Raw genomic sequence first — 13799 nt, 5'->3', positions numbered from 1 at the left:
TATAATTTTGACGCTTCCGTGGCCTTTAGGCGGTTCTGCGGGAGGGATTCAGTGAATTAAATCACCAATACGGGGTAAACGTGTTGTTGTTTCGAACGGATGGAGCTTCCCAAACTATGGCTTGTGCATGTGTTAACGATAGTTTAAATATGCGCGGGCGCGAAAAAGGCCCATTCTCTTGCCGGCGTTAGCCGCCCGGGAAAGCTTGCACCTGCGACCCCGCCCTATTGTGCTGTCGGTGACTTCTCCCGGAAGTCGTCACATTTGTAATAACCTACCGACGGCCCTATGTTTGCAGTAGAATTCGCGCGGGATCCGGTGTCCGGCGCATTCTAGCTCACCGGCTGGCGGAGGGCTTAGCGACACTTGAACAAACACGACCGTACTTACCGCAGTCAGCCTGTGGTACCAAACAATTATCGGCATCAGCACCGCCTGGATGTACCACGGTCGGTGCATTGCGCGTTGTCATTCAGCCCGTGGTGCCGTTGGGTTGTGCAGACAACTTAGCAACCACGGGAGTTGGGCCTTCAGGTATTATGTCTGGGCCAAAATCAACTTGCTGCAATGGGACATTCAGGACAACCGTAACCATCGTTTATACCTGCCCACCACAAACATGCTCCAAAATCTCATTGATCCGATAATCTAAGCGAGTGCCGTCGGTCAGCTTGATGTTGACCGCGACCGGAAGTCGATTCTTTCAAACGGTAAAAAATTTAGGGTGGCCCCTCGTCACCGCCAACTGTATTGTGTACCGTATCCATTTTGTCCAATCGTGAAGATGTGTTGCCCCGACACATAGAGGCCGGAGGCGTATGTTCTCTATCTTGTCCTTCTTTTCGCTAACCACCCCTCCGAAAATTCTACCAATGCGGCTACTTTCCCTGTTGCTTACCCTGGCGGTGCTCACCGCCTCCGGTTGTGTTTCTTACAAAGAACTGGTCAATTTCGATTCCGTCCGCATGCCCCAGGGTAAAACGGAAGACATTGAAAACGCCCTCGAACTCAGAATTCAACCCCGCGATCTGCTGCGGATCGAAGTGGAAAGCGTCGACCCCCTCGCCGCGGCCCCCTTCAATGAAGCCGTTACGGTTGGCGGGCTCGGACAGGTCAGCAACCAGAACCTACAGTTGTTTCAGGGGTACCTGGTGGACCAGGATGGGTACATAGACCTACCGTTGCTTGGTCGGATAGAGGTCGCCGGTCTGACCGTAGAGTCGCTACAGCTACTGGTACGGGGAAAACTGAAGACCTATATCGTGGATCCGGTGGTAAGCGTTCGTTACCTTAACTTCAAGGTTACCGTTCTTGGCGAGGTCACCATTCCGGGGGTAATTCCCCTCCCTAACTCCCGCGTCACCATCCTCGAAGCCCTCGGCATGGCGGGTGACCTGACCGACTACGCCAACCGCTCATCCGTACTCATCGTCCGGGAGCAAGACGGAGAGCGGAGCTACAGGCGATTGAACCTGCAATCCGATGAGATCTTCGCTTCCGAATATTACTACCTCAAGCAGAACGACGTGATTTACGTAGAACCCATCAAGGCCCGCACGGCTACGGTTTCCGATCCCGGCCAACGCTTGCTATCTTATTTAACCCCCGTCTTATCCGTCGCCGGAATCGTTATTGCCCTGGTGACGCGTTGATCGTAGGTCACGCCGAAAGTCTTACCACTATGAAAAACTTTTCCGAGGATTTCAAGCCGCAGATGCGCGGTAGCGTGCCGAACGGCGGGGGGTTCACCCCGGAGATTCGGCTGAACTACGCCGCGCTTCTGGGGCGGATGCTCCGCAACTGGTACTGGTTCGTGCTGGCCGTCGGCGTGTGCATCGGCCTGGCCTGGCTGAACCTGCGCTACACCACTCCGGTCTACCTTGCCCAAACGTCGATGCTCATACAGGAGCAGTCCGGCGGTACGAGCGGACTATCGAAGGAAGTGATCGCCCAGGAACTGGGATTCGAGAACAGCTACGTGATCGACAACGAAGTGCACATGTTGCGCTCCAAGTATCTCATGCAGCGGGTAGTCAATCTACTGGGCCTCGACACCAAATTCATCCACCAGGGGTCGGTACGCAACACGGAGATTTACAATCCTGAGTCCTTTAGTCTGGTACCGGCTGACACCAGTGCTACCGATATTGCGGGCAGCCCGGTCCAGTACGGTAGCGTCATGGTCCGCTTCGACAATGAGGACAACTTTTCGCTCATTCGGGCGGAGGGGGATACGCTTTCCGTTCCTTATACTCAACCGTTTAACATCGGCAGCCGCGAGTTCCGTTTGCAGCTTACACCCGAATCTCCACCCACCGACCATCGCTCCGTCTTCGAAATCAAGGTGATGAACCCCTCGGATGTGGCAAACAGCTACACCAAGGCACTGACGGTTAGCCAGGTAGAGCGCTCGGGGGTGGTGAACCTTTCTCTGACGGATCCCATCCCTGAAAAAGCCGAAGACATACTCGATGCGCTGGTGAACGCCTACGAGCAGCAAATCGTCGAGCAACAGAGCCAAACGGGCGGACTGACCCTGAGCTTTATTGAGGAGCGTCTTGGTTACGTAACCGAGGAGCTCTACGAGGTGGAATCGGACGTAGCCAGTTTCAAGCGGGGGGCCAATCTAAGTGTAGATATTCAGACCCAGGGGGCCAACTACCTGGCTCAACTCAACGAAGCGGACGCCCAACTGGCCGAGCTACAGGTGAGGCAGGAACTGATCGAGGAGATCCGGAACACCCTGACCTCCTCCAACGAAAACTTCGAAGCCCTGCCGGTTGCTTCCGAGATCATCTCCGGGGTACTGACGGACTTGATCGTACAGTACAACCAGCTCATTTTTGATCGCGACAACAAGCTGGAGGGCTACACCCAGCAGCACCCCCTGATGGCGACTTACAACGAGAAGTTGAACAACATCCGGGAGAGCATCCTTCGCAGCATCAACTCCGTTCTGAGGGAAACCAACGAGCGGATCGCCCGCATCCAGGAGCGGATTCGGCCACTGGAGAGCCAGATGACCCGCATTCCCGGCAACGAACAGAAATTGCTACAGATCATGCGTCAGCAGGAGATCAAGCAGAATCTGTTTATGTACTTACTGGAAAGGAGGGAAGAAGCCGCCCTGACCGTAGCCGCCCAGGTGCCCAACACCCGGATCATCGACCGTGCGGAGGCCAGCCCTTCCCCGATATCACCGAATAAGCCGATCATCTACCTGCTCGCAATTGGCGTCGGCCTCTTTATCCCGGCGGGTACCATGTTCTTACGGGAATTGCTAGGAACTACGGTACCTACGGAAGATGAGGTACTGAACTACCTGCCGTACCCCATTGTGGGCCGGATCGTGAAGAGTTCCGAGCACGGCAAGCTGGTCGTCAACCAATCTACCCGCACTGGTATCGCCGAGGCGTTCCGGTTGCTGCGAACCAACCTGGGCTTTTTACTGCCCGGCGAGCAGTCATCGGTGGTTCTGGTCACTTCCAGCGTCAGTGGAGAAGGCAAAAGCTTCATCTCTTCCAACCTTGCTGCTGCCCTGGCCCTGACTAAAAAGAAAGTAGTCGTAGTGGGGCTGGATATGCGTAAGCCTAAGCTGGCCGAGATGGTCCTGAAGGATGAGGGCGAACGAAAGAATGCCGGTTTGTCAAACTACCTCATCGGCAAATCTTCCTACGAAGACATCATCAGGCCTACCGTCCTCGATCGGTTGTACATCGTACCCAGTGGCCCCCTGCCCCCCAATCCGGCGGAACTACTTATGGAGAACAACATGGGAACCCTGATCCAGCGATTGCGACAGGATTTTGACGTTGTCATCCTCGACGCTCCACCGGTTGGCATCGTAACCGACGGTTTGCTCATGAAGGATTACGTGAACGTAACGCTCTTCATTACCCGCTTAGGCGTCACGCCGAAGAAGAGCATGCCCTACATCAATGAAATGGTGGAGGAGGGCAAGCTACCGCGCTTCAACCTCATCGTGAACGGCATCAATCCCAAGGCCGCTTACGGTTACGGTTACGGCTATTATCAATAGAGAATCCCTTGCAAATCTTTTCTGATTTAGCGGCCCGCTCTCCCAAACTGTTTAAGTGGGGGAAGCTTCTTGGGGTTACCGGAGGGGCCCAACTGGTCATCCAGGGTGTTGGATTCATCGTCGGAATCTTCATCATCCGTACCCTTTCCACGGAGCAGTACGCCTACTACACCCTGGCAAACACCATGCTGGGAACTATGACGGTACTGGCCGACGGCGGCATTTCCACCGGCGTCATGTCGGAGGGAGGAAAAAAGTGGCAGGACAAGCAGGAACTCGGCAAGATTCTGGCTACCGGGATGCACATGCGACAGCAGTTTGCGGTCGGCAGCCTAATCGTTTCCGTGCCGATCCTCTACTACTTGTTGCAGGAACAGGGGGTCGTGTGGTGGGAGTCGATCTTACTCATCCTATGCCTTGCGCCTACCTTCTGGGCCGCGCTTTCCGGTTCGCTCCTGCAGATCGTGCCCAAGCTGCACCAGGACATCAACGAGCTACTGAAGATCAACGTCACCATCAACGTGGTACGTTTGCTGGTCACGCTTCCCGTGTTGCTCCTCTTCCCCTTTGCTTCACTGGCGGTTCTGGCCTCCGGGGTCAGTCAGGTCGGAGGCAACCTTCAATTTCGCAAACTGTCGCTGAAGAAGGCAGACTGGCAAACGGCCTTTAGTCCGGAGTACCGCACCAAGATCATGGCCTCGGTGAAGCGCATCCTACCGGGGAGCATATATTACTGCATCTCGGGCCAGATTACCGTCTGGCTGATTGCCATCTTCAGCAGTACGGAAAGCATTGCCCAGATCGGCGCACTGTCGCGGCTGATGATGTTGCTCACCCTGGTGCGCCTGTCCATCGAGATGTTGATCGTGCCGCGCTACGCCCGCCTTCCCGCGGATAGAAGGTTGATCATCGTGCGTTTCTTTCAGGTGGTGGGCCTGATCAGTTTGCTCTGTGCCGCAATCGTGGGTGCGGTCTACCTGTTCCCGAATATCTTTCTCTGGATTTTGGGTAGCAAGTACCAGGATCTGGAGCATGAAGTTGTGTTGATGACTATGGGAAGCTGTTTGATGCTCATTAGTGGAGTGATGCACATGATGTCTTCCTCACGGGGCATCATCCCCCAACCTTACCTCTTCATCGGTGCCACCATTGTATTTCAGGTGCTGGTACTGTTGTATTTAGTCGACTACACGACCCTGGCCGGCGTGCTCTGGTTTTCGATCTTATCGGCCTTGTCAAACATTCTCTACCGGATAGTCGATTTTTTCTATCAGACTCTTAAAAAGATGGAATTTCCGGACCACGAAGTGGTCTGAGCAGTTTCCAAGTGAACGACTTACACTATGAAGGTTTTGACTACCCTCGCCGAGCGTGACTATTTTTTAGGTTTCGCGGCCCTGCTCAACTCCATGGCTCGCCACGGTACCTACGTGGATAAAGTCATCGTGGGATACCGGGAAGCGCTGCCGGAGTGGCTGCCCGCCCTGGAGCCATCGACGCACGGTAAAACCTTCGTTACCCCCGGCGGATTAGAAGTAGAACTGGTCGAGCTTGACGGAAGCCTGCACATGGTGCACGAAAAACCAAAATGGTTCCGGCACGTCTCCGAAGTCCTGGCCCCCGAGGCCGAGGAGTATTTCTTCTTCGACTCGGACATCGTGATCAACACCCGCATGGACTTCTTCGGCGAGTGGGTCCAGGAAGGGGTAGCCATCTGCGGCGACGTAAACTTCATCTTCGACCGCACGCATCCCGTGCGAAAAAAGTGGGCCTCAATTGCCCGTGCTGGAGGAAAGACCATTACCAACGAAATCGACGGGTACTACAACAGCGGCTTTCTGGGCTGGACAAAGGAGACGAAGTCCTTCATCACCGACTGGAACGACGCCTTTGCCCTCCTTGCTCCGTACAGCGGCGATATGAATGAGTTCCGGGTGTTTGACCGTACGGCCACCGTACTGAGCACCAACCAGGACTCCCTCAACCTGGCCGCCATGATGACCGATCAGCCCATTTCCCTCATCGGGCCGGAAGCCATGGGCTTCATTTACGGGATGCGGCTCATGCACCACCCGATCGGCCCCAAACCGTGGACGAGGAGCTTCACCAAAGAATTTCTGAACGGCAAGCCCCCCCGGGAAGCCGATCTGATCTTTTGGGAAAACATCAACGGCCCGGAACTTAGCCCCCTGCCCGCAGGCAAAGTCAACAAGATGTTGCGCCTGTGTAAAACACTCCGTTTCGGCGGTCGGTACTACAAAAGCCTGGCCTAAACTAACATGAAGCGTATTCAATTCTTTTGTGGCTCACTGGCTCCCGGCAAGGACGGGGTAGGCGACTATACCCGCCGGCTCGCCGCCGAGTTGATCGGTATGGGCTACGCGGTGGCAATAGTGGCTACCCACGATAAAGTCACTCCGGAACTGGTTAGCGGGACGCAGGCCGCGGACGGTACGTCGGTTTCGGTTGTCAGAATCCCCTATGCCACCACGGAAAACGAGCGCACCCACCTGCTGCAGGCCGCGATCGATGAGTTCGACCCCGACTGGTTGAGCCTGCAGTACGTCCCTTATTCCTTCAATGCCTACGGATTACCCCTATCCTTCGCCCGCAAACTGCGCACCCTCCGCAACCGCGGAAAATGGCACGTAATGTTTCACGAACTGTGGATCGACCAACGCGGGCTACTTACCCCCAAGGACACTACCATCTCGCTCCTGCAACGACTGGCGGCAGTGGCCGTAGTGCGATCGTTGCGGCCCGAAATCCGGCACACCCACCTTCCGGGCTACCAAAACAAACTCCGTAGTCTGGGAATTCAGACGCAGCCCCTCCCGCTTTTTCCGAACATCAGCCCCGTCAATCGGCCGGTTACCTTACCTAGTCAGGAGACTTTCCGCCTGGGATTCTTCAGTCAGATGGACCTCCGGGAGGAGATCCTCACCTTGATTCGGAAACTGATGCAGTGGACGGATTCCCAGCAAAAGACGCTAGAAATTTTCCTGATGGGGGGGTCGGAATCGAAGTCGCGGGAGACCTCGGCTACGCTAAATGAGCTCTTCCCCGGCGCTACCATTCATGCCCTGGGATTCATGCCATCCGAAGAAATCAGTCAGATAATGGCCTCCCTTAATCTGGGAATCACGCCTGTACCGTACCACGCAATCGGAAAAAGTGGGACCGTAGCGGCATTTTTGAGTCACGGCGTTCCGGTAGCTGCCCCCTGGAAGACGGAACGCAGCCCGAGCTTCTTCTCCCCGGAACTGACCGCAGCTGTTCTGCAGACCTTCTCTGCTCCTGCGCTCCGCGCCGCCACGGAAGCTGCCGCCGTGCTTGACACCACCACCATTTCGGTACAGGGTGTTGCCCGCCGCTTTACCGCAGACTTAGGGCTAGCACCCAGCCACCAGCCAACCGAATTTTCCGCATTCTCACGCCCCCAATGATCATTCTCTCCCACCCTACCGGAAACGCAAATCTTCGTGCGATCGCCGAAAGTCTGTACCGCAGCGAATCACTGGAAGCCTTCTATACTTCCATCGCCACTTTTCCCGGTAATTTTTGGGACAAGGCAGGCAAGCTTCCCGGTATGGGCGACTTCGGCCGCCGCGCCTATCCTTCCCACCTGCAGGCTTTGACCCATCAGTACCCCCCGGTCGAATTGGGCCGCATGTTTGCGGGCAAGGCCGGTCTGCCCGCACTCACCGCCCACGAAAAGGGGGTGTTTTCGGTCGATAAGGTCTACCAGGCCCTCGATACCCGGGTGGCACGCCACCTTGACGATCACCCCACTGTCCGCGGGGTGTACGCCTACGAAGACGGAGCCCTGGCTACCTTTACCGCCGCAAAGGAACGTGGCCTCAGGTGCTACTACGATCTTCCCATCGCGTACTGGGACACCAAAGGACGGTTGGTCTCCGAAGAAGCCGAGCGCTACCCCGCGTGGAGCCCGACCATGGGCGGCGGCACCGGCGACAGCGACGAAAAACTGGAACGTAAGACCAGGGAACTGGAACTGGCGGACGCGGTCATCGGGCCCGGATCCTTCGTAATGGACTCCCTGCCCGACTGGGCGGCCGACAAGCACCGCATCGTCGCCCCGTTCGGCTCACCACTCGTGCCTGCCGTCAGCGGTCCCGTCCCCGCCAAACCTACCGACCGCCCGCTGCGGGTACTGTTTGCGGGATCCCTTACCCAGCGCAAGGGACTCGCGGATTTGTTTGCCGCAATGAAACTGCTCGATACTTCGGCAGTAGAGCTGGTTGTTCTCGGAGGGCTCCGCCAACCGCTCGAATTTTACCGCTCACAGTACGCCGGCTTCACCTACGAGCGCACGCGTCCCCACAGTGAAGTCCTCAAGCTCATGGGCAGTTGCGACGTGTTCTGTTTGCCCTCCATCGTAGAGGGGAGGGCCCTGGTCATGCAGGAAGCGATGAGCCAGGGGCTACCCATCATCATCACCCCTAACACCGGGGGGGCGGACCTGGTCATCCCGGATGAGACCGGCTTTTTGGTGCCCATTCGGTCACCCGAAGCAATTGCCAAAAGCATAGAGTGGTTCGTGCAAAATCGCACCGAAATTCCCCGCATGGGGGAGGCCGCCCGGCGGCACGCCGCCCGCTACACCTGGGAAGCGTACGGTAATGCAGTGGTCCGCGGTCTACAGCAACACCTACAGTTAAATCCTGTGGATTGATGGCGTCTCCCTCCCTCTCCCGCACGATGAGCTTGCCCTCAACCCAGACGTATGATCACGGGGCAGCCCGGACCATCAAGCAGTTGTTCTGGTTGTACGTGCTCCTGCTCATTTTCGAGGGAGCGTTGAGAAAGTGGTTCTTACCCGGGCTGGCGACTCCCCTGCTCATCGCACGTGATCCGGTGGCTTTGCTCATTCTGTTGCAAGCCGCCGCGAGCCGTTTCCGGGTACTCAATCCCTACACGCTCGTATCCTTCGCGTTTACGATCGTAGCTTTCTTTCTGGCGCTCGCGGTAGGACACCAAAACCTGATGGTCGACATCTTCGGTGCCCGAATTACCGCCCTGCATTTTCCCCTGATCTTCGTACTCGGTCAGGTCCTGACCCGCGACGACGTACTCCAGGTCGGGCGCTTTATTCTCTGGCTGGTGATCCCCATGGTGATCCTGATCGGGATTCAGTTCTACAGTCCCCAGTCGGCCTGGGTAAATCGGGGCGTAGGTGGCGATATGGAGGGTGCGGGGTTCAGCGGCGCAATGGGGTACTTCCGCCCACCCGGCACCTTTTCGTTCACCATCGGCGTAACGCTGTTCTTCGACCTGGCGGCCAGTTTCGTCGCTTACTTCTGGATCAGCCGCAAACATGAAATTTCGAGCCTCCTGTTGTTGGTGGCAACGGCAGGCGTATTGCTGGCGATTCCGTTGTCCCTCAGCCGCGGCTACGTATTCCAGCTGGGAATTACGATAGCCTTTCTACTCATCGCCTCCTTCAGGAGCGGCCGTTCTTTCGGTCGCATCGTCATCTTTTTACTCGTCCTTCCCCCCGCGTTGCTGATCATGTATCAGTTTCCCTTCTTCCAGACCAGTATCGACGTGCTACTGACGCGGTTTACCCTGGCAGCTAAATCGGAGGGCGGCAGCATCGAGGGGACCCTAATGACCCGCTTCCTGGGCGGCAACCTGGGCGCCATCAATAACTCTACCCGCGAGGGATTATGGGGGTTCGGGATGGGCATGGGCACCAACGTGGGCAGCAAACTGATCAGCGGAGAGTTGGTGTTTCTGGTGGGGGAAAACGAGTGGCAGCGGGTCATGGGTGAATTCGGCCCCTTTATCGGCATTATCGCCATCGGTACCCGGGTAGTTTTGGCCATCCACCTGATGCTCAAGAGCCTCGCCACCCTGCTGACGAACAGCGACGCCCTTCCCTGGATCCTGCTCAGTTTCGGCCTGGTTCAGATCGTTTACGGCCAGTGGGGACCACCCACCATTCTGGGCTTTGGAATACTGACGGCATCCCTGATCGTTGCCGCGATCAACGACCCCTACACCGAAAACCAAGATGCCTGAGCCAAACTATACCCTCAAGTTGGTATTTCGCAAGCGGTACCCCACGGCCTTTAGCATTGAGAGACTGTTCGAGCAGCTCAGCCCGGAGTTTGTCCGTAAGGGCCTTCGGGTGCAACAACTCGAACTTCCCGTTTACAACAATACGCTTCCCAACGTCCGGCAGAACCTGGCGTGGGCGGGCGCGCAGGAGCAGAGCAGTTCAGAACAGCAAAGCATTTGGCACGTTACCGGTGATGTCAATTCCGTTGTTTTCAACCTTTCCGGGCCGACCGTGATCACCATCCACGACTGCAATCCGCTACTGCGGTACGCCAAGTGGCATCCGCGGTACTGGTTTTACCGTTGGCTGATCTTCGAGTGGCCCATTCGGCGGGCATCCGCCGTAACCGTGATCAGTGAAAAGACCCGCCAGGAACTTCTCGAACTGACCAGCTGCGACCCGAACAAGCTGCGGGTGATCCCCAATTTCGTCGATCCCGCCTTCACCCACCATCCGGCCGACTTCCGTGCGGAGTACCCTACCATCCTACAGATCGGGGTGAAGAAAAATAAGAACATCGCGCGGCTTGCGGAAGCCCTCCACGGTTTGCCCTGCCGGCTGGAGATCGTGGGTCAGCCCGATCCCACCGATCTCCAGGTACTGGATGACTTCGGGATCGATGCGCACTGGGCCACCGGACTAAGCGATGAGGAAGTTAGACAGCGTTACGTAGACTGTGATCTACTGGTTTTCGTTTCAACCTACGAGGGGTTTGGTCTTCCGATCCTCGAAGCACAAATGACCGGCCGGGCCGTAGTCACCAGCGACCTTTCCCCCCACCGGGAAGTTGCCGGCGAAGACGGTGCCGTTCTGGTAGATCCTTATGATCCAACGGACATCCGGCGCGGTATCACTCAAATTATCCAGGACAAGACGTACCGTCAAAATCTTATTCAAAGGGGGCGGGCCAATGCCGACAACTATCACATCGGGTCGATTGCCAATCAATACCTTGCTCTATACTCCAGCTTACTGTGAAAGATAAACTTACTATTCTCTTCCCCGCGGGAAGCTTTTACCCAGCCCAGACGGGCGGTCCTGACAATACCGTATACTGGATTACCAAGGCGCTGACCCGGCGCGGGCATAAGGCCATCATCTCCACCACCGACTTCGGGCAGTCACTGCCCATGCCCAGGGGAAGATGGCTCGACACCGACTACGGGTTGGTGGTCTATACCCGCACCCCACTCCATTATTTGCCCCTGGGGTTGGTTGCCCGGGCGTTGGGCAAAATTCGCAAGGCCGACATTCTTCACCTTTCGATGATCAGCTACCCGGCCTCCTTGGTCATGGCGACGCTGAACACCTGGTTTTTCGGCAAGCCGATGATCTGGTCTTCGCGTGGCGATTTGGATCCGCCCATGCTCCTGCGTTCCCGCCGAAAGAAGGCGGCGGTGATTCAACTGATCAACTACCTGGTCAGTAAGGACCTCCTCTGGTTTCATTCGACCTGTGATGCAGAAACCCAGTACATTAGAGACAATTTTGGGACTGAATCCAAGATCATTCAGATCCCGAACTACATGGAATTGCCGGAACCCATCGTCACGACCAAGGAAAAATACTTTCTATACATTGGCCGCATCGACCCCAAAAAGGCCGTTGAGAACCTGATCACCGGATTGGCAAATTCGGAAACCTTCCTGAAGGGTGAGTTTACCCTGAAGATCGTCGGAGACTACTACAACGAATACGGCTACGGCCTGGTCAAACAGGTAGAAGATCTCGGTCTGACCAATAAGATCCGCTTTCTCGGACACCGAGACGGGCGCCAGAAGGAAGAATTACTGGCTGCCGCGTGGTTTACCTTTATGCCGTCCCACACGGAGAACTTCGGTATCGTAGTGATGGAAGGATTAGCGCAGGGCACTCCGGCGGTGGCCTCTACCGGCACCCCCTGGCAAGTACTCGAAGAACACAATGCGGGCTACTGGATCGACAACGACCCGGACAGCCTGACCCGTATCATTGACCATATTCACACCCTCTCCCCTCCCCAAATGAAGGAACTAAACAAGAATGCTCTGCGGCTCGCCCGGGAGAAGTTCAGTATCCACGCCAACGTAGGCGAATGGGAAGCAGCTTACCAAAAGATGCTATCATGAAACAGCTTACCATCGTCATCCTCACCTACAACGAAGAGGCAAACATCGAGCGCTGTCTCGATTCGCTGGCGACCGTGCAGGCACCCGTTTTCGTAGTTGACTCCTTTTCCAAAGATCGGACCCTCGATATTTTGGAACAGCGGGGCATCCCCTACGTGCAGCACGTGTTCAAGAATTACGCCGCGCAGCGCAACTGGGCACAGGCCAACCTACCCAACCCCGGCGAGTGGGTCCTTCACCTCGACGCCGGTGAGCGGTTAACCCCCGGTATGGCCAAATGGATCAACGAATCTTTCGACCCCGACCAGCGGGAGGTTGACGGGTACATGTTTGCCCGCCGGGCCATTTTCATGGACCGCTGGATCAAGTACGGCGGCTACCACCCCATTTATCACCTTCGCCTCTACCGGCGGCACCTGGGTCACTGTGAAAACAAGGTCTACGATCAGCACTTTGTGGTGGACGGCGAGACCGCCAAGGCCAGCAAGGATGCCGATCTCGAGGACGGTGTAATGAGCAGCCTGCGCGACTTTACCGTTTCCCACGCCCGCTGGGCCGTCTTCGAGGCGGTTGAGTCCATCCTGGCGGAGAGCGACACAGGGGAGGTAAATGCCCGGCTGATGGGCAATCCCATCGAGCGTAAACGGTGGCTGAAGAGTCGCGTATTCCAACGATCGCCCCTTTTTCTGCGCAGCTTCATGTACCTGTTTCACCGGTACATCATCAAGTTGGGCTTTCTGGACGGCAAGGAGGGACTCATCTTTCACTTTCTGCAGGGTTTCTGGTTCCGCTTCCTCGTTGATTCCACGATTTTCGAGATCAAGCAGGAAATGAAGCACCGCCCGCTGGAGGAAGTAGTCAGGGATAAGTACGACCTCGACGTAAACCTCTTTCTCAACCGTGAGCCGGCAACCGTTGCGTAGAATGTCCCGCCGCATCCAGGACCTGAGTAAATTCAGTATGCCGGAAGGCTTCCGGGGAAGGCCCGCCTGGGTCGTTCAACTGTGGTGGATCACCGAATCGCTCCTGTTCCGCCCCTCGCCCCAGTTCATGTACGGCTGGCGCCGGTGGCTGCTCCGACGCTTCGGAGCCGCGGTGGGGGAAGGTGTGGTAATTCGCCCTTCGGTACGTACCCAGTTCCCCTGGAAAGTCTCCATTGGCGACCACGCTTGGATCGGCGATGACGTGGTGCTTTACAGTTTGGGCAACATTACGATCGGCCATGACGCAGTAGTTTCACAAAAAAGCTATCTTTGCACCGGTAGCCATGACGCGGAAAGCCCCGAATTTGCTATTTACAGTTGCCCTATATATGTAGAGGCAGAATGTTGGATAGCCACCGATGTGTACATTGCTCCGGGGGTTACCATAGGCCGAGGCACCTTGGTGGGTGCCAGATCCTCCGTTTTTAAAGACCTCCCACCGGGAAAGATCTGTATGGGATCGCCCGCGCGGGTTATAAAAGACCGAATCCAATCCGAAGGTGAATCTACCGGATCAGAGTCAAATGACTTAGATCAAGTAAGACAAGCACCATGAAGTTTATACCCAACCAATCAACCCCCAC

11 protein-coding genes are annotated in these 13799 nt (G+C 56.3%); all 11 read left to right on the top strand.

Features of this window, described 5'->3' with window-relative positions:
* The first annotated feature begins 872 nt into the window (after positions 1 to 872).
* From GGR28_RS08160 to GGR28_RS19455, 11 genes are read left to right on the top strand one after another with little or no spacing between them, the layout of a single operon-like run.
* On the top strand, positions 873 to 1652 hold the full coding sequence (locus GGR28_RS08160; RefSeq protein ID WP_183495271.1) for a polysaccharide biosynthesis/export family protein: 780 nt from the start codon (positions 873 to 875) through the stop codon (positions 1650 to 1652).
* A 29-nt stretch (positions 1653 to 1681) separates the two neighbouring features.
* On the top strand, positions 1682 to 4039 hold the full coding sequence (locus GGR28_RS08155) for a GumC family protein (RefSeq protein ID WP_183495270.1): 2358 nt from the start codon (positions 1682 to 1684) through the stop codon (positions 4037 to 4039).
* Positions 4040 to 4047: 8 nt separating this feature from the next.
* Positions 4048 to 5355, top strand: a complete 1308-nt coding sequence (locus GGR28_RS08150) for a lipopolysaccharide biosynthesis protein (protein ID WP_183495269.1) — start codon at positions 4048 to 4050, stop codon at positions 5353 to 5355.
* 27 nt (positions 5356 to 5382) lie between these two features.
* Entirely contained in the window at positions 5383 to 6312 is a 930-nt protein-coding gene (locus GGR28_RS08145) for a hypothetical protein (RefSeq protein ID WP_183495268.1), read from the top strand.
* Positions 6313 to 6318: 6 nt separating this feature from the next.
* Positions 6319 to 7485, top strand: coding sequence for a glycosyltransferase family protein (locus GGR28_RS08140; RefSeq protein ID WP_183495267.1), 1167 nt, complete (start codon positions 6319 to 6321; stop codon positions 7483 to 7485).
* The gene (locus GGR28_RS08135; protein ID WP_183495266.1) at positions 7482 to 8735 is read left to right on the top strand and encodes a glycosyltransferase family 4 protein; all 1254 of its coding nucleotides are present in this window, start codon (positions 7482 to 7484) and stop codon (positions 8733 to 8735) included. The genes GGR28_RS08140 and GGR28_RS08135 overlap by 4 nt, the downstream gene beginning before the upstream one ends.
* Positions 8735 to 10084, top strand: a complete 1350-nt coding sequence (locus tag GGR28_RS08130) for a hypothetical protein (RefSeq protein ID WP_183495265.1) — start codon at positions 8735 to 8737, stop codon at positions 10082 to 10084. The genes GGR28_RS08135 and GGR28_RS08130 overlap by 1 nt, the downstream gene beginning before the upstream one ends.
* Positions 10077 to 11102 (top strand): glycosyltransferase family 4 protein, encoded by a 1026-nt coding sequence (locus GGR28_RS08125; RefSeq protein WP_183495264.1) that lies wholly within the window; start codon positions 10077 to 10079, stop codon positions 11100 to 11102. The genes GGR28_RS08130 and GGR28_RS08125 overlap by 8 nt, the downstream gene beginning before the upstream one ends.
* Positions 11099 to 12232, top strand: a complete 1134-nt coding sequence (locus GGR28_RS19330; protein ID WP_183495263.1) for a glycosyltransferase family 4 protein — start codon at positions 11099 to 11101, stop codon at positions 12230 to 12232. The genes GGR28_RS08125 and GGR28_RS19330 overlap by 4 nt, the downstream gene beginning before the upstream one ends.
* Complete coding sequence (locus GGR28_RS08115) at positions 12229 to 13155, top strand: glycosyltransferase family 2 protein (RefSeq protein WP_183495262.1); 927 nt, start codon at positions 12229 to 12231, stop codon at positions 13153 to 13155. Before GGR28_RS19330 ends, GGR28_RS08115 begins: the two co-directional genes overlap by 4 nt.
* A gap of 13 nt (positions 13156 to 13168) precedes the next feature.
* On the top strand, positions 13169 to 13771 hold the full coding sequence (locus tag GGR28_RS19455) for a putative colanic acid biosynthesis acetyltransferase (RefSeq protein ID WP_183495401.1): 603 nt from the start codon (positions 13169 to 13171) through the stop codon (positions 13769 to 13771).
* The last annotated feature ends 28 nt before the right edge of the window (positions 13772 to 13799 follow it).

The sequence above is a fragment of the Neolewinella aquimaris genome, assembly GCF_014197245.1.
Taxonomy (GTDB): domain Bacteria; phylum Bacteroidota; class Bacteroidia; order Chitinophagales; family Saprospiraceae; genus Neolewinella; species Neolewinella aquimaris.
Note: the sequence above shows the minus strand (reverse complement) of the source record. Positions and strands in the feature narration are given on the sequence as shown.

Coding starts and splice junctions, on each gene's coding strand:
- GGR28_RS08160 (WP_183495271.1), top strand. CDS start 873: ATGCGGCTACTTTCCCTGTTGCTTACCCTGGCGGTGCTCACCGCCTCC.
- GGR28_RS08155 (WP_183495270.1), top strand. CDS start 1,682: ATGAAAAACTTTTCCGAGGATTTCAAGCCGCAGATGCGCGGTAGCGTG.
- GGR28_RS08145 (WP_183495268.1), top strand. CDS start 5,383: ATGAAGGTTTTGACTACCCTCGCCGAGCGTGACTATTTTTTAGGTTTC.
- GGR28_RS08140 (WP_183495267.1), top strand. CDS start 6,319: ATGAAGCGTATTCAATTCTTTTGTGGCTCACTGGCTCCCGGCAAGGAC.
- GGR28_RS08135 (WP_183495266.1), top strand. CDS start 7,482: ATGATCATTCTCTCCCACCCTACCGGAAACGCAAATCTTCGTGCGATC.
- GGR28_RS08130 (WP_183495265.1), top strand. CDS start 8,735: ATGGCGTCTCCCTCCCTCTCCCGCACGATGAGCTTGCCCTCAACCCAG.
- GGR28_RS08125 (WP_183495264.1), top strand. CDS start 10,077: ATGCCTGAGCCAAACTATACCCTCAAGTTGGTATTTCGCAAGCGGTAC.
- GGR28_RS08115 (WP_183495262.1), top strand. CDS start 12,229: ATGAAACAGCTTACCATCGTCATCCTCACCTACAACGAAGAGGCAAAC.